This window comes from Spiribacter aquaticus (assembly GCF_007625215.1).
Taxonomy (GTDB): Bacteria; Pseudomonadota; Gammaproteobacteria; order Nitrococcales; family Nitrococcaceae; genus Spiribacter; species Spiribacter roseus.
The window spans coordinates 231,078-251,021 of sequence record NZ_VMKP01000001.1 but is presented as its reverse complement, the minus strand read 5'-3'; the positions used below and the strand labels follow the sequence as shown (position 1 = coordinate 251,021).

Genomic DNA, 19,944 nt, shown 5'->3' with positions numbered 1-19,944 from the left:
CCGCGATGAACCGGTCCGCCGCCGTCGTTGCCACCGGGCGCTACCTTCCCGAGCGCCTTGTGAGCAACGACGAGCTGCGGACCGAACTGGCCGCAACCGGCCAGGCCGACAGCGTCGAGCGCTTCGAGGCCAGCTCGGGCATCCGCCAGCGCTACCGGGCGGCGCCCGGGCAGGTTACTTCGGACCTTGCCGTGGCCGCGGCACAGCAGGCCCTGGCGCGGGCCGGGTGGCGGGCTGACGAACTGGACCTGATCATCCTCGGCACCGACACCCCCGATCGCATCACTCCGGCCACCAGCGTGATCGTTCAGGCCAAGCTGGGCGCCCACCCGGCCGGCACCCTCGATATCGGCTGCGCCTGCGCCTCGTTCCCCACGGCACTGGCCACCGCCACCGGCCTGATGGCCACCAACCCGGCACTGCGGCGGATCCTGGTGATTGGCGCCTACATGATGCAGCGCCTCGCCGATCCCGCCGATCCGATGGTGTTCTTCTATGGCGACGGCGCCGGCGCGGCACTGCTCGCGCCCACCGACGGCGACGGCATCATCACCAGCGCCTTCCACGCGGACGGCCGCTATGCCGATCACTGGGACATCGCCGCCGGGGGCACCGCCGAGCCGGCCAGCCATGACGCGGTGGCCGCCGGGCGCACCCGGGTGCAGGTCCATCGCCGCTATCCCCCAGCCATCAACGCCGAGGGCTGGCCGCTGGTGATGCGCCGGCTCGCCCGGCAGGGTGGGTTCACGGCATCCGCCATCGATCAGGCGATCTTCACCCAGATCAACGCGGCCAGCATCCGCGAAGCCTGCCAGACCCTGGGCATCCCGCCCCAGCGGGCGCCCGCGCTGATGGACCGCTACGGCTATACCGGCTCGGCCTGCCTGCCCATCGCCCTCGATCATCTCATCGAAAACGGCCTAACCGGGGCGGGAGATCTGGTCACACTGGTGGGTTCGGGCGTAGGTTACAACATGGCGGGAGTTGCCCTGCGACTGGAGGAGTGCGCAAGCCGATGAACCACGCGGCCGACAAGACACGCCAGCGCCAGCTGGACGCGCTGGAGCAGCTGGCGGATCAGCGCTGGTCCGAGGCGGATCAGGCGATCATCCACCGCTTCATCGACTGCTACTACGCCAGCATGGCCACCGAAGACCTGACCGCGCGGGCGCCGGGCAGCCTCTACGGTCTGGCGCTGTCGCACTGGCGACTGGGCTATCAGCGGCCCCGCGGCGAGGTGGCGCTGCGCGTCTACAACCCCGACCCGGAACAGGATGGCTGGGAGTCCACCCACAGCGTGGTCCAGATCGTCGCCGACGATCAGCCCTTCCTCGTGGACTCACTGTCCATGGCGATGAACGAGCAGGGTCTGATGATTCACCTGATCAGCCATCCGGTGCTCGAGATCGCGCGCGACGCCGGTGGCCACGTCGCCGCGGTGAGCGACCGCTCCAGCAGTGACGGCGAGCCCGAGGCCTGGATCCATATCGAGGTGGATCGCCAGGCCGGTGATGCGGCGTTGGACGCCCTTGAGGCGGCGGTGCGGGACACCCTGCGTGATGTCGAGGTGGCGGTGGCCGACTGGCAGGCCATGCGGCACCAGGCCGAGCAGGCGCGCCGGTCACTCAAGCGCCGCGCACCGGCCGCCGACGACGACTACCCCGCCGAGATCGATGCCTTTCTGGAATGGATGCTCGATGACCATTTCACGTTTCTCGGCTACCGCCGCTACGACCTCAGGCGCGGCAACGACAGCCTGCGGCTGGAGGCGGTGCAGGACACCGGCCTGGGGCTGCTGCGGCCCGCCCGCAACGCCGAACGGCTGTCGAGCAGCTTCGAGGCGCTACCGCCGGCGATGCGCGAGCAGGCCAGCGACCCCGACCCGCTGATCCTGACCAAATCCAGCCACCGCGCCACCGTCCATCGCCATGGCTACATGGATACCATCGGCATCAAGCGCTTCAACACCCGGGGCGAGGTGATCGGCGAACACCGCTTTCTAGGGCTCTACACCTCGGGCGCCTACAACCGCAATCCGCGCAACATCCCGCTGCTGCGGCGCAAGGTGGCGGCGGTGCTCGAGCGCGCCGGGCTGCGCGCCAACAGCCATGCCGGCAAGGCCCTGGTGCACATCCTCGAGACCTATCCCCGCGACGAGCTCTTCGAGATCGATTCGCAGACGCTCTATGAGACGGCCCTGGGCATCCTGCAGCTGCAGGAGCGCCAGCGAGTGCGCCTGTTCACGCGTCACGACCGCTTCGGGCGGTTCGTCTCGTGCCTGGTCTATGCCCCACGGGACCGCTATGACACGGCGACGCGGCAGCGCATGCAGCAGATCCTCATGGAGGCGTTCGACGGCGCACACTCCGAGTTCACCGTGCAGCTCTCCGAGGCGGTGCTTGCCCGCATCCATTTCATCATCCACTTCCGCGGCACCGAAGCCCAGACCCTGGACACCGACGCCCTCGAGGCACGTCTGGCGGCCACCACCCGGTCCTGGTCGGACGACCTGGCACAGACACTGCTCGAGCACTGCGGCGAGGCCCGCGGCACGCAGCTCCATCACCGCTATCGCGACGCGTTCAGCGCCGCCTATCGCGAGGATACCCCGCCCGGCACCGCCACCCAGGACATCGAACGCCTCGAGACCCTGGAGGCCGGCGACGGCCTGGTGATCAGCCTGTACCGCCCGCTCGAGGCACCGGTGGGCAGCCTGCGGCTGAAGCTCTATCACGCCAGCGAGCCCATGAGCCTGTCCGACGTGCTGCCGGTGCTCGAGAACATGGGCGTGCGGGTGATCGACGAGCGCCCCTACGGCATCCGTCCGGAGGGAGCCGGGCCGTGCTGGATCCATGACTTCGGCCTGAGTCACGATCCCGAACTTGACCTTGATACGGGCCAGCTGCGCGACGCCTTCCAGTCCGGGTTCGCCGCCATCTGGCGACGCGAAACCGATGACGACGGCTTCAACCGGCTGATCCTGCTGGCCGGCCTGACCTGGCGGGAGATTTGTATCCTGCGGGCCTACGCCCAGTACCTGCGCCAGGCAGGGATGGCCTACAGCCAGCCCTATATGGAGTCCACCCTTGCCGATCATCCGGCCATCGCCAGCGGCCTGATCAAGCTGTTCACGGCGCGGTTCGACCCGGATCACGCCGACGCCGGGCGCGCCGGCCGCCTGGCCGACGAGCTGGATGCGCAGCTCGAGGCGGTGCAGAGCCTGGATGATGACCGCATCCTGCGGCGCCTGCGCGATGCCATGCTGGCGACGCTGCGGACCAGCTTCTTCCGGCGCGACGCCCGGGGCCGGCCGCATCCCAGCCTGGCCCTCAAGCTGCGGCCCGAGCGGATCCCCGGTGTTCCCAAGCCGGTCCCGGCGTTCGAGATCTTCGTCAGCTCACCCCGAGTCGAGGGCGTGCACCTGCGCGGCGGCAAGGTGGCCCGGGGCGGACTGCGCTGGTCGGAGCGGCGCGAGGACTACCGCACCGAAATCCTCGGCCTGATGAAAGCCCAGATGGTCAAGAACGCCCTCATCGTCCCGGTGGGCGCCAAGGGCGGTTTTGTCTGCAAGCGCCTGCCCCGTGAGCGTCAGGCCCAGCGCGACGAGGTGCTCGCCTGCTACCGGCTGTTCATCCGCGCGCTGCTGGATGTGACCGACAATATCGTCGATGACGTCGTCCAGCCGCCGGCACAGGTGGTCCGCCACGACGATGACGACCCCTATCTGGTGGTGGCCGCCGACAAGGGCACCGCGACTTTCTCGGATGACGCCAACGCCATCGCCGACGAGTACGGCTTCTGGCTGCATGACGCCTTCGCCTCGGGTGGCTCCACCGGTTACGACCACAAGGCCATGGGCATCACCGCCCGCGGCGCCTGGGTGGCGGTCCAGCGGCATTTCCGCGAAGCCGGCCGCAACATCCAGATCGAGCCGTTCAGCGTTGTCGGCGTCGGCGACATGTCGGGGGATGTGTTCGGCAACGGCATGCTGCAGTCACGGACCACCCGGCTGATCGCCGCCTTCGATCACCGCCATGTATTCATTGACCCCGACCCGGACCCCGAGCGCAGTTACGCCGAGCGGGAGCGGCTGTTCGGCCTTGGCCCCTCCAGCTGGGCGGATTATGACACCGCGCTGATCTCCGAAGGTGGCGGCGTCTGGCCGCGCAGCGCCAAGTCCATCACCCTGCCGGAACCGGCCCGCCGGGCCCTCGGCGTCGAGCAGCAGCACCTGACGCCCACCGACCTGATCGCCGCCATCCTGCGCGCACCGGTGGATCTGCTCTGGAACGGCGGGATCGGCACCTACGTCAAGGCCCGTGCCGAAAGTCATGCCGAGGTGGGCGACAAGGCCAATGATGCCCTGCGGGCGGATGCCGAAGATCTGCGCTGCCAGGTGATCGGCGAAGGCGGCAACCTGGGAGTGACGCCCCTGGGCCGGGTCGCGTTCGCCCTGGCCGGCGGGCGGATCAACAACGACGCCATCGACAACTCCGGTGGCGTGGACTGCTCCGATCACGAGGTCAACATCAAGATCCTCATGAACGGCGGCGTCGATGATGGCGACCTCACCGTCAAGCAGCGCAACCAGCTGCTGGTCGAAATGACCGATGCCGTCGCCGCGCACGTGCTGGCCAATAACGACCGCCAGACCCAGGCCATCAGCCTGATGCAGGATCGGGCGGCGGCCCGGCTGGCGGAGCAGGATCGCTGCATGCGCCGGCTCGAGCGCGAGGGCCGGCTGGACCGGGCGGTGGAGCAGCTGCCCGATGATGAGGGCCTCGCCGAGCGGGCTCGCCAGGGGCGCGGACTGACCCGTCCCGAGCTGGCGATACTGCTGTCGTACACCAAGATCCGCAGCTTCGAGGAGCTGCTCGACTCGCCGCTGGTGCAGGGCGAGGAAAACCTCCACGAACTGGTGGGGTATTTCCCCGCGCCCCTGCGCGAGCGCTTTGCGACACGCATCGACCAGCACCCGCTGCGCCGCGAGATCATCGCCACCCACCTCGCCAATCATGTGCTCAACCGCATGGGGGCGACGTTTTTGATGCGCATGACCGAAGCGACCGGCGCCGATACCGCCGAGGCGGTGCGGGCCTATCTGGCGGCCCGTGACATCTACGGTCTGCGCGGGCTGTGGCACGAAGTGAACGGGCTGGGTGACGCGGTGGCCATCCAGCATCAGCAGTCCGCGCTGCACAGCATCCGCGCCCTGCAGGAGCAGGCCACGCGCTGGCTGCTCCGTCATCCGGGCGGCGGCGGCAGTGACGCCGGGGCTGGTATGGCGCCGATGCAGCAGGCGGTCGCCCGCCTCGACGAGGCCCTGCCGACACTGCTGACCGAAACCGCCGCCGGGCAGCTGGCCGCGGCACGCGACCGGCATGTCGAGGCCGGCGTCCCGGCACCCCTGGCCGAGCGCCTGAGCCGTCTGCCGCGGCTCTATCCCGCGCTCGATATCCATGCCGCGGCCTGCGTCGCCGACACCGAACTGACCGAGGCGGCCCGCGTGCATTTCCAGGCCAGCGACCATCTGGCGCTCAGTGACCTGCAGGCGGCCATTGACCGGTTCCAGCCCGAGGACGACTGGCAGGCGCGCTACCGGATCGGGCTCATGGAGTCGCTGCACGAGGAACACCGCCGGGTCACCGAAGCCATCCTCCGGCATACCGGTGACGGCACGGCGGCCAGCCGGGTGGAGGACGGACTCGCCGGCGAGGGCAACCGGGTCGACTATCTGCGCCAGATCACCGATCAGATCCGGGCCAGCGCCCAGCCCGACAGCGCCATGTTCGGCGTCGCGCTGCAGGCACTGCGGCATGTCGCCTCGAATGCCCAGGAGCGCCTGCAATGACGGATGCGGTGGAACTGCACTGTGCCGAAGGGGGTGACGGCCCGGCACTGGTCATGCTCCACGGCCTGTACGGCTCGGGTAACAACTGGCGCGGCATCGCCCGATCCTTCGAGGCGGGCCATCGGGTGCTGCGCCCCGATCTGCGCAACCACGGCCAGTCCCCGCATTGCCCGGGCATGGATTATCGCGCCATGGCCGCTGACGTCGTCGCCCTGCTGGAGGCAAGAGGCATTGAGCAGGCCGACATCATGGGCCACAGCATGGGCGGCAAGGTGGCGATGGCGCTGGCCCTGACCCGGCCGGACCGGCTGCGCCGCCTGATGGTGGTGGATATCGCCCCCATGGCCTACGACCATGAAGCCGAGCACGGCGGGCTGATCCGTGCCATGCAGGCCATCGATCTGGCGGCGGCGCCGGATCGCGGCGCGGTGGATGCGCAGCTGGCCACCGAGGTCAGTCACCCCATGATCCGGCAGTTTCTGCTCACCAACCTGCAGCGTCGGGGCGCGCAGTGGGTGTGGCGCATTCCGCTCGCCACGCTGGCCGAGCAGCTGCCGGTCATCCAGGGCTGGCCGGAAGGCCTGGGCACCCTGACGGAGCGGCCGGTGCGCTTCGTCCACGGCGGGGCGTCCGACTATGTCGGTGGCGCCGGGCGCGCCGCGATCGCCCGCCATTTTCCGGCCGCCGACGTGGTGAGCTATCCCGGCGTCGGCCACTGGCTACATGCCGAGGCGCCGCAGCGCTTCACCGATGAGCTGAACGATTTCGTGACCCAACCCCACCCCTGACCACGCAGAGAGACCGCCATGGCTGAGGACTTTAAACAGAACGCGCTCGACTACCATCGCAACCCGACGCCGGGGAAAATCACGGTCTCCCCCACCAAGCCGCTGGCCAACCAGCGCGATCTGGCCCTGGCCTACAGCCCGGGCGTGGCCGCCGCCTGCGAGGCGATTGTCGAGAACGAGCGCGAAGCCGCCAATGTCACCGCCCGCGGCAATCTGGTGGGCGTCATCACCAACGGCACGGCGGTGCTGGGGCTGGGGGCGATCGGCCCCCTCGCCTCCAAGCCGGTCATGGAGGGCAAGGGCGTCCTGTTCAAGAAGTTCGCTGGCATCGACGTTTTCGACATCGAAATCGACGAAACCGACGCCGGTCAGCTGGTGGAGACCATCGCCCGGCTCGAGCCGACCTTCGGCGCCATCAACCTCGAAGACATCAAGGCGCCGGAGTGCTTCGAGGTCGAGGCCCAGCTGCGCGAGCGCATGAACATCCCGGTCTTCCACGACGACCAGCACGGCACGGCCATTACCGCCGCCGCCGCCATCTATAACGGCCTGCGCCTGGTGGGCAAGCGCTTCGAGGACATCAAGCTGGTGACCTCCGGCGCCGGGGCCTCGGCGGTGGCCTGCCTGGATCTGCTGGTATCGATGGGCCTCAACCCGGCCAACGTCATCGCCACCGACCGGCAGGGCGTGATCTACAAGGGCCGGACCGAGTACATGGATGCGCGCAAGGGGGTCTACGCCAGCGACACCGACGCCCGCACCCTGGGCGAGGCCATCGATGGCGCGGATATCTTTCTGGGGCTGTCCGCCCCGGGCGTGCTGACGCCGGCGATGGTCAAGCGCATGGCGGACAAGCCCATGATCATGGCGCTGGCCAACCCCACCCCCGAGATTCTGCCCGAGGACGCCCTCGACGCCCGGCCCGACGCCATCATCTCCACCGGCCGCTCGGATTACCCCAATCAGGTCAACAACGTCCTGTGCTTTCCGTTCATCTTCCGCGGCGCGCTGGACGTGGGCGCGACCACCATCAACGACGAAATGAAAAAGGCCTGCGTGCGCGCCATCGCGGATCTGGCCACCATGGAATCCTCGGATGTGGTGCGGGCGGCGTATGGCGGCAGACCGCTGTCGTTCGGCCCCGAATACCTGATCCCCAAGCCCTTCGATCCGCGCCTGATCACGCGCATCGCCCCCGAGGTGGCCCGCGCCGCCATGGAAAGCGGGGTGGCCACCCGACCCATCGAGGATTTCGCCGCCTATCGCCGCCGGCTGTCGAACTATGTCTTCCAGTCGGGCCTGCTCATGAAGCCGATCTTCGAGCGCGCCAGTCAGAACCCGCGTCGGGTGGCGTACGGCGACGGCGAGGACGAGCGCATCCTCCAGGCGGTGCAGCTGGTGGTGGACGACGGTCTGGCGAAGCCCATCGTCATCGGCCGCCGCCGGGTGGTCAAAATGCGCATCCAGCGCCTGGGCCTGCGACTCGCCGTCGATGACGACTTCGAGCTGGTGGACCCCGAGGACGATCCGCGCTTCAAGGCCTACTGGCAGCTCTATCACTCGCTCATGGAGCGGCGCGGCGTCACCCCCGACCGGGCCCGCCAGATCGTGCGCACGCGCAACACCGTGATCGCCTCGCTGATGGTGCACCGGGGCGAGGCCGACGCCATGCTCTCGGGCGCGGTGGGCAAGTACCACCGCCAGCTCGACTATGTCACCGAGGTCATCGGCCGGCGCGAAGGGGTGGCCAATCTGGCGGCGATGAACGCCATCATCACCCCCAAGGGCACGCTGTTTCTGTGTGACACCTACGTCAATCACCACCCCAGCGCCGACCAGCTCGCGGAGATGACCACCCTCGCCGCCGATGAGATCCGCCGCTTCGGCATGGTGCCCAAGGTGGCGATGCTCTCGCACAGCAACTTCGGCACCTCGGACGATGCCGAGGCCGCCAAGATGCGCGAGGCCCTCCATCAGGTCCAGCTCCGCGACCCCTCACTGGAGGTCGAGGGCGAGATGCATGGCGATGCCGCCCTCAATGAGGAAATCCGCCGGCGCATCTTTCCCAACTCGCAGCTCGAGGGCGAGGCCAACCTGCTGATCATGCCCACGCTGGATGCGGCCAATATCGCCTTCAATCTGCTCAAGACCGTCACCGACGCCGTGTCGATCGGTCCCATCGTGCTGGGCATGGCCAAGCCAGCCCACATCCTCACGCCGTCGGTGACGGTGCGGGGCGTCGTCAACCTCACGGCCCTGGCCGGCGTCGAAGCCGGTATCGAGGGCGGCAAGGACGGGAGTCCGGCATGAATCAGGCCATCCGCATTGAATCCTTCGGCGGCCCCGACGAGCTACGGCTTGCCGACACCGCCGCTGTCACGCCCGGTCCCGGCGAGGTCCACATCCGCCAGACCCATATCGGCGTCAACTACATCGATGTCTACTTCCGCACCGGGCTCTACCGGCCCGCGCAGATGCCCTTTACGCCGGGGCTCGAAGCCGCCGGCGAGGTGCTGGCCGTGGGCGACGGCGTCGACACGCTGACACCCGGCCAGCGCGTGGCCTATGTCGGTGGTCCGCCAGGGGCCTATGCCCGCGAACGGGTGATCAGCGCCGATCGGGTGGTGGCACTGCCGGCGGCCATCACCAGCGAGCGGGCCGCGGCCATGATGCTCAAGGGCATGACCGCGCACATGCTGCTCGAACGGGTCCACGCCGTGGGACCGGGGGATCGGGTCCTGATCCACGCCGCGGCGGGCGGTGTCGGGCTGCTGCTCTGTCAGTGGGCCCATCACCTCGGGGCCACCGTGATCGGCACCGTGGGCAGCGCGGAGAAGGCCGAGCAGGCCCGCGCCCATGGCTGCCACCATCCGGTGCTCTACCGCGACGAGTCGGTCAGCGAACGGGTCCACGCCCTCACCGACGGCAAGGGCGTGCAGGTGGTCTATGACTCGGTGGGTGCGGATACCCTCACGGCATCCCTGGCCTGTCTCGCCAAGCGGGGATTGCTGGTCAGCTTTGGCCAGTCATCCGGCGCACCGCCGGCCATCGAGGTGGGCCAGCTGGCGGCGGGGGGATCGCTGTTTCTGACCCGGCCGTCGCTGTTCGACTACATCGGCACCCCGGCCGAACTGCAGGCGGCGGCCGACGCCCTGTTCGCCCGCGTCGTCGCCGGCGACCTGCAGATCCACATCGACAGCGAATGGCCGCTGGCCGAGGCGGGTGCGGCCCATCAGCGCCTGGAATCGCGCCAGAGCAGCGGCTCGATCATCCTGCGGGCCTAATCGCTCGGGGCGTCCATCCGCGGCAGGCTGTTGCCGATCGGGTCGAGGCCCAGGGCCTGGCGATAGGCCTGGCGGGCGCGGTCATGCTCGCCGAGGCGCTCGTAGAGCTCGGCAAGCAGCCGCGCCGTGGTCGGATTGTCATCGCGGGCGACGGCCGCCTCAAGGTGCCGCCGGGCCGGTCCCCAGTCTTTCGCGCGGGCCGCCTGACGGGCCGCCGCATAGAGCAGCGCCGGATCGTCGGGGCGCTCGTTGAGCCAGCCGGTGAGGCGGTTGTAGACCCGCTCGGCGGGCAGGGGCAGCTCGCCGTAGACTTCCACCAGCATCGGCTCCCAGCGCTGGCGCAGCCAGCGGCGCAGCTGGCGCTCGGCGGTGACCGGGCAGTCGGCGTCGATCAGCGCCCGCGCGTAGCGGGCCTGCAGGACCGGATCGCGGCGCCGGCTCTTGGGCAGCGACTTCCAGATGCGCCCCAGGCTGTCGGCATTGGCCGAGGCGCCCAGGGCATTGATCCGCTCGTCCAGGGCCCGCTGTTCGATGGCGGTGAGCTCGGCACTGGGCAGGGACTGCTCACGGCGCAGGTCCGGCAGCAGATCCATCAATCCGGCAAAGTCCTCCACCGCGCGCATGGCGCGTGCCTGCAGCATGAGCACGCGGTGGTTGCGGGGCGCTTTCTCGCGCAGCCAGCCCAGCGTTGCCAGGGCCTGTTCCCACTGCTCGGCATCGACCTGTAGCTGGGCCTGCAGCAGGCCCACCGCCAGCCGTGCCCGTGGGTTGGCCGAATCGGCCGCCACCAGCAGGTCGTCCCGGCGCTGCCACTCGCCACGGCGCTGGGCGGCGATGGCCGCGAGCAGATGGTGCATGAGCGGCTGCTGCGAAAAACCACTGGTGCCCTCGAGATGGCGCTCGGCCTGGGCATAGCGCCCTTCGGCCAGCTCGATCAGCCCATCGATCAGCTCGCGCTGGGCCCGGTGCGTGCGCCGGCTGGCGAGCCGCTCGCGCACCTGACCGGGGGCCCGGAGCGTCCGCCGCAGCAGCCCCACCGCCAGAGTCACTGCCGCCCACAGGGCAATGAAGCCGAGCACCGCCACGAACAGGCTGGTCTGGATGGTCCATTCGCCCACCCGGAGCATCAGAAAGCCGCCTTCGTTGGCGAACCACTGCGCCGCCGACACGCTGGCCAGCAGCAGCAGGACCAGAAGGATGAGCCGCCGGATCATGACTGGCCACCGTCGTTGAGCACGGGGGCGAGGGTCTCGCCGATGGCGGGCCGCTCAACCTTCACGGGCTCGTCCATCAGATCCGCGAGGCGCTCGCGGACCGCGCTCACCGACTCGGCGCTGGAATCAAAGTAGGCGCTCACCCAGTCGTCGATGCGCTTGAGGGCGTTGTCATAGGTGGCGGTCTCGCCCCGCAGGGCCGCCAGTCGCGCCGACTCGATCTGCAGGCGCAGGTTCTGCTGCAGCAGGAACCGGGACTCCGGCTCGGGCAGCGGCTCGACCTGGCGGTCGCGGCTGACGGTGACCAGCTCGCTGAGCCCCGTCATCAGCCGGTCCCCGGCACGATCCAGGCGTGCCTGCCAGCCCCCCGCCGGCGCATCGCTCCGCGCCCCGGCGGTGGTGTCGGCGGTCTCGAAGCGCTGGATACCGGCGGCCAATGGCAGCGAGCCGAGCTGATCCGCCACCCGGTCGAGCCCGCGGTTGATGGCCACCTGATCGATCCGCTCGACGTCCAGCAGCTGATCGACGGCACGGCCAATCGCCTCACGCCGGTCGATGCCCACGCCGCCCAGGCCGGAGAGCAGGACGTCGGCGGCCTCCAGCGCCTCGAGGGCACCGGCGATATCGCCGTTGAAGCGCACACGATGCACGGCCATACGGGCCAGATAGCCGGCCTCGGCAATGCGCCAGTCATCGGTCTCGGAGTTCATGCGGCGGTAGAGCTGATCCACCCGGTCGGCCAGTTCGCGGCGGGCGCTGACCTGATCGGCCATGCGGTTTTCGAGCTGGGCCAGCGACTGCAGGCGCGATTCGAGCTGTTCGTTGAGGTTGGTGACGCGGCCGTTGAGCTCGCCCAGGGCGGTCTGCTGATCGTCGCGCAGGGTCTCGAGTTCGCTGCGGGCGGCGAGGTCGGCCTGAGCGTCGGCAAGCTGCTGCATCTGCCAGATGAGATACCCCCCGCCCGCCGCCACGAGCAGCGCGACCAGCAGGGCCACGACCAACGCAAGCCGACCGGGCCCGCGCCCCGTCGCCGGTGCCGCGGGTTCGGCCGGGGCCGCCGTCGAGGCATCATCCGGCGCCGGGCCGTCATCGCCCGGGGTCGTCTCGAGGGCCTTCTGTGCGTCCTTGTCTGTCTTGCTCATCGCTCTCTCTCTGCAGCGCGGCACACACCGCCCGTGTAATTGCCTGATCGTCCGCGCCAGCGGCAATGCCGGGGGCATCCCATCCCGCGCGGACGGCGGCCATCGCGATGCGCTCGCTCACGGTGACCAGTCGGCTTTTCTGCAACCACTCTAGCGCGCCTGACCCCGCCATGCCGAGCAGGCCCGACAGGCCACTGGTGCTTGTCACAATTGTGCAGTCAAGCGGCCGGGCCTGCCACTCCCGGGGAATCGCCAGTCCACCGCTCGGCACCTCGCGCCGGTAGACCACCCACTCGTCCACCGTGGCGCCGCGCTCGCGGAGCGCCTCCGGCAGTCGGCGGCGTCCGCCTTCGCCACGAATGATCAGCACCCGGGCACCGGCGCCGGCATCGAACGCCGCTTCAGCCAACAGGTCATCCGCGCCACCACCCGACTGGGGCGCGGCACTGACCGCCAGCCCCTGGCGCCGCGCCGCCGTGGCGGTACCCGGCCCGACCGCGGCCACGCGGGCGTCCCCGCGCCGCTCCGTCGGCAGCCGGCCGACGCCATGCCGGACGGCGTTGGGACTGGTGAACACGAGCCAGTCCACACGGGGGATGGCCGGCAGCGCCGGCGCGAGGGCAACGATCTGCAGGGTGGGGCGGTGCAGGACCGCGGCGCCCGCGGCCTCAAGGCAGTGGATCAGCCCGTCGGCCTGGCCCTCGGGCCGGGTCACCAGGATCCGGCGGCCGGCCAGGGCGTCTGCGGTGGTCACTGAATATCGGCGAGGATCTCGCCGGCCCCCTGCGCGAGCAGGTCCCCGGCAACCGTATTGCCCAGGGCCCCGGCCCCGTGGCGGGGCGCGCGGCCCTCGGCACGCAGCACCTGGCGGCCATCGCGGCTGGCCACCAGGGCACGCAGCCACAGGTCGTCGCCCTCCAGCACCGCATAGGCGGCCAGCGGGACATGGCAGCTGCCCTCCAGCCGGGCATTGACCGCGCGCTCCGCCGCCACCCGGTCGTGGCTGTCCGGGTCGTCGAGATCGCGGATCAACGCATCCACCTCGGGATCGTCAGCGCGGCACTCAATGGCCAGCGCCCCCTGACCCACCGCCGGCAGGCTTTCCTCGGCGGGCATCGCCCGGGTGATCTGATCGGCCATGCCCAGTCGCCGCAGGCCCGAGGCGGCTAGCACGATGGCATCGAATTCGCCGGCATCGAGCTTGCCGAGCCGGGTCTGGACGTTGCCGCGCAGCGACGTCACCGTCAGGTCCGGGCGTCGGGCGCGGATCTGACACTCGCGGCGCAGGCTTGCCGTGCCCACGCAGCCGCCGGTGGGCAGCTCATCAAGGGCACCGTAGTGGCGCGAGACAAAGGCGTCGAAGGGGTCATCACGGGCGAGGATCACCGGCACCCGGAATTCATCCGGGACCTCCGCGGGGATGTCTTTCATGGAATGCACGGCGATGTCGGCCTTGCCCGCCAGCATGCCCTCCTCGAGCGCCTTGACGAACAGGGCCTTGCCGCCCACCGCCATCAGCGGCCGATCGGTGATTTCGTCGCCGCGGGTGGACAGGCGGACCAGCTCGACCTCGAGCCCCGGATGACGGGCCCGCAGGCGCTCAGCCACGTGCTCGGCCTGCCAGATGGCCAGTGGACTACGACGGGTGGCGATGCGCAGATGGGTGATGGACATGAATGCGTGGACCCGGGGCGAGCCGGGCGGTCAGTTGCGATAATGCGCAACGATACCGCCTGATCGCCCCCACGCAAAGCGTCAGCCCGGCGCCGCCGCGCCCCGCATCCAGCGCCGGACCGTGGGCAGGCGACGCCGGCTGACCGGCAGGGTCTCGTCGCTGCCCTCCACCCGGGCGAGGGTGCGACCCTCGACGTCCTTCTCCAGCCCCCGCAGGGCGTCCCGGGCCACCAGGGCACTGCGGTGTACCCGCAGAAAGCGTTGCCCGAACTCCGCCTCGAGACCGCACAGCGACTCTTCGATCAGATCCTCGCCGGCGTCATGCTGCACGCTGACGTACTTGTGATCGGCCACAAAGCAGCGCACGTCATCCACCGGAATCAGGCTCAGGCCGTTGCGCCGGCGGCAGAGGATATGCCGGCGCTCGTCACCGGCGCCCGGGGCCTGGAGGCGGACGATCTGGCCGGCGCTCAGGGGACGGGCGGCCTCGAGGGCGGCCCCGAAACGCGCCGGCTGGACGCTGTCCAGGACGTAGTCGATTCCGCTCGCCTCAAGCTGCGGGAGGATGGGGTCGGTCATCTCGCAGGCCAGCAGGATCGCCGGGGCCGGCGTGGCATTGGCCAGCGCCACCGCCGTGGCCAGATGCCGGGCATCGCGCACCCCCAGCACCACCGCATCCACCGGGTCACGGCGGTGACTGGGCGGGGCGTCCGCCGGGGTCTCGAAAACCCCACCAATCCGCCAGCCCGAACGGTTGGCGGCGAGTCGCGCCAGACGCTCGCGCAGGGCGGGCTGCTCGCAGGCAATCACAATCTTCATCATGTCGGTTCCTCCCGGGCGCTCATCAAGTGGAGGCTCGAGCATGGAAAACCGCGCCCGCGGCGTTCGCCAACCGGTTCACAGACCGGGCATCCGGCGCAGGCTGCCGGTCGGCTGCTATACTGCCGCGCTCAGCCGAGAGGAATGGATGGCAATGAGCGAGTCAGACGCCAAGGGTCTCTGGAGTGGTCGTTTCAGCGAAGCGACCGACGCCTTCGTGGCGGCCTTCAGCGCCTCCGAACACTACGATCGACGCCTCTACCGCGAGGACATCCGCGGCTCCCGCGCCCACGCCAGAATGCTCGCGGACTGCGGGATCATCAGTGCGGACGACGGCGCGGCCATCGACGCCGGGTTACAGGCCATCGAGGCCGAGATCGAGGCCGGCGGGTTCCCCTGGGATCCGGCCCTCGAGGATGTCCACATGAACATCGAGGCGCGCCTCACCGACCGCATCGGTGAGGCGGGCAAGCGGCTGCATACCGGGCGCTCGCGCAACGACCAGATCGCCACCGACATCCGCCTCTGGCTGCGCACGGTCATCGACGGCAACCTTGCGCTGCTGCGGCGCTTTCAGGCGGGACTGGTGGATCTGGCCGAGCGCGAGGCGGACACCGTCATGCCCGGCTTCACCCATCTGCAGGTGGCCCAGCCGGTGAGCTTTGGCCATCACATGCTGGCCTGGTACGAAATGCTGGTGCGCGACGAGTCACGGCTCCACGACGTGCGGCGGCGCGCCAACGAAATGCCGCTGGGCTCGGCGGCGCTCGCGGGGACGACCTTTCCCATCGATCGCGACCAGACCTGTGCGGCGCTGGGCTTTGATGCGCCCACCCGCAATTCCCTGGATGCCGTCTCGGATCGCGACTTCGCCATTGAATTCGTCTCGGCGGCGGCGCTGACCATGACCCACCTGTCGCGCATGGCCGAGGAGCTGGTGATCTGGGCGTCACCGCTGACCGGCTTCATCGATCTGCCCGACCGCTTCTGCACCGGCAGCTCGATCATGCCGCAGAAAAAGAACCCCGATGTCGCCGAACTGGTGCGCGGCAAGAGCGCCCGGGTGCAGGGCGCCCTGCACACCCTGCTGACCCTGATGAAGGGCCAGCCGCTTGCCTACAACCGCGACAACCAGGAAGACAAGGAACCGCTGTTTGATGCCGCCGACGCCCTGCGCGACAGCCTGCGGGCGTTTGCCGACATGGTGCCGGCGCTGACCGTCAACCGCGGGCGCACCCGGGCTGCGGCCCGCGAAGGCTTTGCGACGGCCACCGACCTGGCCGACTACCTGGTGCGCCAGGGCGTGGCCTTTCGCGACGCCCACGAAATCGTCGGCAGGGCAGTGGCCTATGGCGTGGCCGAGGGCCGCGATCTGGCGGATCTGTCGCTGGCCGAACTGCAGGGCTTTTCAACGGCCATCGGCGAGGATGTCTTTGGCGTGCTGACCCTGGAGGGCTCGCTGGCGGCCCGCGATCACACCGGCGGCACCGCCCCGGCGCAGGTCCGCCGGCAGGTGGCCGCCGCGCGCCGGCGGCTCGGCCAGGACAGCGACCGCTAGAGGGCCAGCACCCGGCGCAGCCAGGCGCCGATGTCGGCAATCTCTTCCATGCAGACCTGGTGCTCCATGGGGTAGTCGCGCCACTCCACGGGATACCCCAGCGCCTCGAGGGCGTCCCGCGAATCCGTGCCCAGCCGATACGCCAGCACCGGGTCGTGATGGCCGTGGGCCAGAAAGATCGGGGTATCGCGGTTGGCAGCGGCGCGGGCCTGACCCAGGTGATCGGCCAGCGGCAGATAGGTGGACAGCCCCATGATGCCCGCGAGGCCCTCGGCATAGCGCAGGCCGGTGTGCAGCGCCAGCGCACCGCCCTGCGAGAACCCGGCCAGCACCAGACGCTGGGGTGGGATCCCGCGGGCGATTTCGCGCTGGATCAGGGCCTCGATCCAGCCGGCGGCGGCGTCCAGACCGGGCTCGTCCTGCGGCGTGCCCGCGGACAGGCCGTAGATGTCGTACCAGGCCGGCATCGACAGCCCGCCGTTCAGCGTCACGGGCTGGGATGGCGCGTGCGGAAACACGAACCGCACGAGCGCCGGTGACGGCAGTCCCAGCTGTGGGACGATGGGCTCGAAGTCATGGCCGCTGGCACCCAGCCCGTGCAGCCAGATGACACTGCATTCCGGCGCCGGGCCGGCTGTTTCCACGGTCTCCAGCGGCTGTTCCGCCATTGCCTGTGTCCCCCTATACTGGTGTTCCACATGAAACCCTGAGTCTGCATGTCGCTACGTATCCTGCCTTGTCTGGCCCTGATCACGCTAATCCTGCTCACCGGCTGCGGGGTCAAGGGCGATCTCTATATGCCCGAGGCCGAGACCGCCTCCGACGCGGAGACCGCATCGTGATCCATCGCCCGGACGCCACCCTGGCCGTCGAGGACTGCCCCACCCCGGCGCTCGCCGAGCGCTTCGGGACGCCGCTCTACGTCTATTCACGCGCCGCCATCGAGTCGGCCTGGCGGGCCTATGACCAGGCCTTTGCTGGTTTTGATCATCAGATCTGCTACGCCGTGAAGGCCAACGGCAGCCTGGCGATCCTGCAGCTGCTGGCGCGGCTTGGCAGCGGTTTTGACATTGTCTCGGGCGGCGAGCTGGCGCGGGTCCTGCGCGCCGGCGGCGATCCCGCGCGGGTGGTGTTCTCGGGCGTGGGCAAGACCGAGGCCGAGATTGAGCAGGCGCTGGCGGCGGGCATTCTGGCGTTCAACATCGAATCCGCCGCCGAGCTCGAGCGGATCAACGCGGTCGCCGTGCGCAGCGGGCAGCGCGCGCCGGTGTCGCTGCGGGTCAACCCCGATGTCGACGCCCGCACCCATCCCTACATCTCCACGGGGCTCAAAGAAAACAAGTTCGGCATCGACATCCAGGCCGCCGAAGGGCTCTATCACCATGCCGCATCGCTGCCGGGCATCGCGGTGACCGGTATGGATTTCCACATCGGCTCGCAGCTCACCGAGCTCGAACCGCTGGTGGATGCCCTGTCGCGCAGCCTGGCCCTGGTGGACCGGCTGGAAGCCGACGGCATCCCGCTGGCGCATCTGGATATCGGCGGCGGTCTGGGCATCCGCTACGAGGACGAAACGCCGCCGACCCCCGCCGCGCTGGCCGAGCGCCTCGGCCCGCTACTCGCCGGCCGGCGCCAGAAACTGCTCATGGAACCGGGCCGGGCGCTGGTGGGCGAAGCGGGTCTGCTCCTGACCCGGGTGGAATACCTCAAGCCCGGCCACCGCGACTTCGCGATTGTCGATGCGGCGATGACCGACCTGCTGCGCCCGGCGCTCTACAACGCCTGGCAGCGCATCGAGACCGCCGAGCCGGTGGATGCCGATCCGCGCCTCTACGACATCGTCGGGCCGGTCTGCGAAAGCGCCGACACCCTCGGCAGCGAGCGCTCCCTGGCGCTGCGCCCGGGCACGCTGCTGGCCATTCATGCCACCGGCGCCTACGGCTTCGTCATGGCCTCGCAGTACAACGCCCGGCCGCGTCCGGCCGAGGTGCTGGTGGACGGCGACCAGGCGCACCTGATCCGCGAACGCGAACCCCTCGAAGCGCTGTGGCAGGGCGAGCACCTGCTGGAGTCGCCGTGAGCCTGGCCTTTTCCAAGCTGCAGGGGCTCGGCAATGACTTTGTCGTGTTCGACGCCATCCGCCAGTCCATCCAGCCCACACCGGAATGGATCCGCCGCATTGCCGACCGGCGCTACGGCGTTGGCTGCGACCAGGTACTGATGGCCGCGCCCGCCCGCCGTCCGGATGCCGACTTCCGCTACCGGATCTGGAACGCCGACGGCACCGAGGTGGAGCACTGCGGCAACGGCGTGCGCTGCATGGCGCGCTTTCTGCGCGACCAGGGGCTGCACGACGCCGACGCCCTGTGCCTGGAGACCGACGCCGGCCTGACCCGGGTGGAAGCGGTCGACGCCGATCGGGTTCGGGTCGATATGGGGGCGCCGATCCTCGAGCCGGCCGCCATCCCGTTCGACGCCCCCGGCCGCCAGGCTCGCTACCCGCTGGCCGTCGCGGGTGAGACCCTTTCGGTGGCGGCGGTGTCCATGGGCAACCCCCACGTGGTGCTGCGGGTTGACGACGTCCAGACGGCCCCGGTGGCCACCCTGGGCCCGCAGCTGGTTTCGCATCCGCGCTTCCCCAACCACGTCAACGCGGGTTTTCTGGCGGTGGACGATCGCGGCAGCGGACAGCTGCGGGTGGTCGAACGGGGCGTGGGCGAGACGCCGGCCTGCGGCACCGGCGCCTGTGCCGCGGTGGTGGCCGGTATTCTCAACGACTGGTTCGACCCCACGGTCCGACTTGCACTGACCGGCGGCGAGCTGGTGATACACTGGCGCGGCGAGGGCCACCCGGTCTGGATGACCGGGCCGGCGCAGCATGTGTTCGAGGGCAGACTGACGACAGGAGCGATATGAGCGGTCAGACGGGTGAATCAGCGATGCCGGCGCAGCCCATCGACGAGGCGCAGGTGCTCGATTACCTGCGCGCCGACCCGGGTCTGCTGCGACGCCACCCCGAGGTGCTCAAAGCCCTCGACGTCCCCCACGAAAGCGGCGCCGCCCGCTCGTTGATCGAATATCAGGTCTCGATCCTGCGCGAAGAAAACCACGCCCTCGCCGAGCGCCTCGACCAGCTGCTGCAGGTGGCCCGCGACAACGACCGGCTGGTCGAGCAGATCCACCGCTTCACCCTTGAGCTGCTCGCCGCGGATGACCTCGATGGCGTGCTGCTGGCGATCCGCGACGGACTGCGCCACGACTTCAGGGCGGATGTGGTCCAAGTCCTGCTGATCGATGACAGCCTGGCCACCGCCAGCGCCCCCATCATCGGCACGGATGATGCCCGGGCGCTGCAGCTGGAGGCGGCCTTCCCCGGCAATCAGCCGGTGCTGGGCGGCCTCGATGCTGAACACCTGGCACTGATCTTTGACCCTCAGACCGACGGGCTCGGCTCGGTGGCGGTCATCCCCATGGACGAGCCGCCCATCCGCGGCTTCATCGCCATTGGCAGTCGCGACCCGCATCGCTATCACGCCGAGCAGGGCACGGTGTTTCTCGGTCAGCTCGGCGCGCTGGCCGCCCGGGTCCTGCGCCGGGCCAGCGCCGGGGACTGA

16 protein-coding genes are annotated in these 19,944 nt (G+C 69.7%); 10 read left to right on the top strand and 6 right to left on the bottom strand.

The features are described from left to right. Positions 1-5: 5 nt before the first annotated feature. The 5 genes from FPL11_RS01220 to FPL11_RS01200 are packed head-to-tail and all read left to right on the top strand — an operon-like array spanning position 6 to position 9,923. Positions 6-1,019 carry a 3-oxoacyl-ACP synthase III family protein gene (locus tag FPL11_RS01220; RefSeq protein WP_144346898.1) on the top strand — a complete coding sequence of 338 codons (1,014 nt, stop codon included), beginning with the start codon at positions 6-8 and terminating at the stop codon, positions 1,017-1,019. Continuing rightward, the gene (locus FPL11_RS01215; protein WP_144346897.1) at positions 1,016-5,851 is read left to right on the top strand and encodes an NAD-glutamate dehydrogenase; all 4,836 of its coding nucleotides are present in this window, start codon (positions 1,016-1,018) and stop codon (positions 5,849-5,851) included. Before FPL11_RS01220 ends, FPL11_RS01215 begins: the two co-directional genes overlap by 4 nt. Next, entirely contained in the window at positions 5,848-6,639 is a 792-nt protein-coding gene (locus FPL11_RS01210; protein ID WP_144346896.1) for an alpha/beta fold hydrolase, read from the top strand. Before FPL11_RS01215 ends, FPL11_RS01210 begins: the two co-directional genes overlap by 4 nt. Before the next feature lie 18 nt (positions 6,640-6,657). Beyond that, positions 6,658-8,949: an NADP-dependent malic enzyme gene (locus tag FPL11_RS01205; RefSeq protein ID WP_144346895.1), complete on the top strand. Its 2,292-nt coding sequence runs from the start codon at positions 6,658-6,660 to the stop codon at positions 8,947-8,949. Then, positions 8,946-9,923, top strand: a complete 978-nt coding sequence (locus FPL11_RS01200; RefSeq protein WP_144346894.1) for a quinone oxidoreductase family protein — start codon at positions 8,946-8,948, stop codon at positions 9,921-9,923. The genes FPL11_RS01205 and FPL11_RS01200 overlap by 4 nt, the downstream gene beginning before the upstream one ends. Here the strand turns inward: FPL11_RS01200 and FPL11_RS01195 are convergent. The 5 genes from FPL11_RS01195 to FPL11_RS01175 form a co-directional block, all read right to left on the bottom strand. After that, on the bottom strand, positions 9,920-11,137 hold the full coding sequence (locus FPL11_RS01195) for a heme biosynthesis HemY N-terminal domain-containing protein (protein ID WP_144346893.1): 1,218 nt from the start codon (positions 11,135-11,137) through the stop codon (positions 9,920-9,922). The genes FPL11_RS01200 and FPL11_RS01195 overlap by 4 nt on opposite strands. Further along, the gene (locus FPL11_RS01190) at positions 11,134-12,279 is read right to left on the bottom strand and encodes a uroporphyrinogen-III C-methyltransferase (protein ID WP_159308524.1); all 1,146 of its coding nucleotides are present in this window, start codon (positions 12,277-12,279) and stop codon (positions 11,134-11,136) included. The genes FPL11_RS01195 and FPL11_RS01190 overlap by 4 nt, the downstream gene beginning before the upstream one ends. Then, positions 12,224-13,033, bottom strand: a complete 810-nt coding sequence (locus FPL11_RS01185; protein WP_144346891.1) for a uroporphyrinogen-III synthase — start codon at positions 13,031-13,033, stop codon at positions 12,224-12,226. Before FPL11_RS01185 ends, FPL11_RS01190 begins: the two co-directional genes overlap by 56 nt. After that, positions 13,030-13,953: a hydroxymethylbilane synthase gene (gene hemC, locus FPL11_RS01180; protein ID WP_144346890.1), complete on the bottom strand. Its 924-nt coding sequence runs from the start codon at positions 13,951-13,953 to the stop codon at positions 13,030-13,032. The genes FPL11_RS01185 and hemC overlap by 4 nt, the downstream gene beginning before the upstream one ends. Positions 13,954-14,034: 81 nt before the next feature. Then, entirely contained in the window at positions 14,035-14,775 is a 741-nt protein-coding gene (locus FPL11_RS01175) for a LytR/AlgR family response regulator transcription factor (RefSeq protein ID WP_159308523.1), read from the bottom strand. A 151-nt stretch (positions 14,776-14,926) separates the two neighbouring features. Here FPL11_RS01175 and argH point away from each other — a divergent pair, with 151 nt between their 5' ends. Continuing rightward, complete coding sequence (gene argH / locus FPL11_RS01170; RefSeq protein ID WP_144346888.1) at positions 14,927-16,330, top strand: argininosuccinate lyase; 1,404 nt, start codon at positions 14,927-14,929, stop codon at positions 16,328-16,330. On the opposite strand, the gene FPL11_RS01165 is transcribed toward argH, so the two are convergent. Next, positions 16,327-16,998, bottom strand: coding sequence for an alpha/beta hydrolase (locus FPL11_RS01165; protein WP_144346887.1), 672 nt, complete (start codon positions 16,996-16,998; stop codon positions 16,327-16,329). The genes argH and FPL11_RS01165 overlap by 4 nt on opposite strands. Positions 16,999-17,046: 48 nt before the next feature. On the opposite strand from FPL11_RS01165, the gene lptM reads away from it, so the two are divergent. Genes lptM through FPL11_RS01145 form a run of 4 tightly spaced genes read left to right on the top strand, consistent with a single transcriptional unit; the run spans position 17,047 to position 19,944 of the window. Beyond that, on the top strand, positions 17,047-17,172 hold the full coding sequence (gene lptM / locus FPL11_RS01160; RefSeq protein WP_144346886.1) for an LPS translocon maturation chaperone LptM: 126 nt from the start codon (positions 17,047-17,049) through the stop codon (positions 17,170-17,172). Continuing rightward, positions 17,169-18,410, top strand: coding sequence for a diaminopimelate decarboxylase (lysA, locus tag FPL11_RS01155; protein WP_235013496.1), 1,242 nt, complete (start codon positions 17,169-17,171; stop codon positions 18,408-18,410). The genes lptM and lysA overlap by 4 nt, the downstream gene beginning before the upstream one ends. After that, entirely contained in the window at positions 18,407-19,246 is an 840-nt protein-coding gene (dapF, locus tag FPL11_RS01150) for a diaminopimelate epimerase (RefSeq protein WP_144346885.1), read from the top strand. The genes lysA and dapF overlap by 4 nt, the downstream gene beginning before the upstream one ends. Continuing rightward, positions 19,243-19,944 carry a DUF484 family protein gene (locus FPL11_RS01145; protein ID WP_144346884.1) on the top strand — a complete coding sequence of 234 codons (702 nt, stop codon included), beginning with the start codon at positions 19,243-19,245 and terminating at the stop codon, positions 19,942-19,944. Before dapF ends, FPL11_RS01145 begins: the two co-directional genes overlap by 4 nt.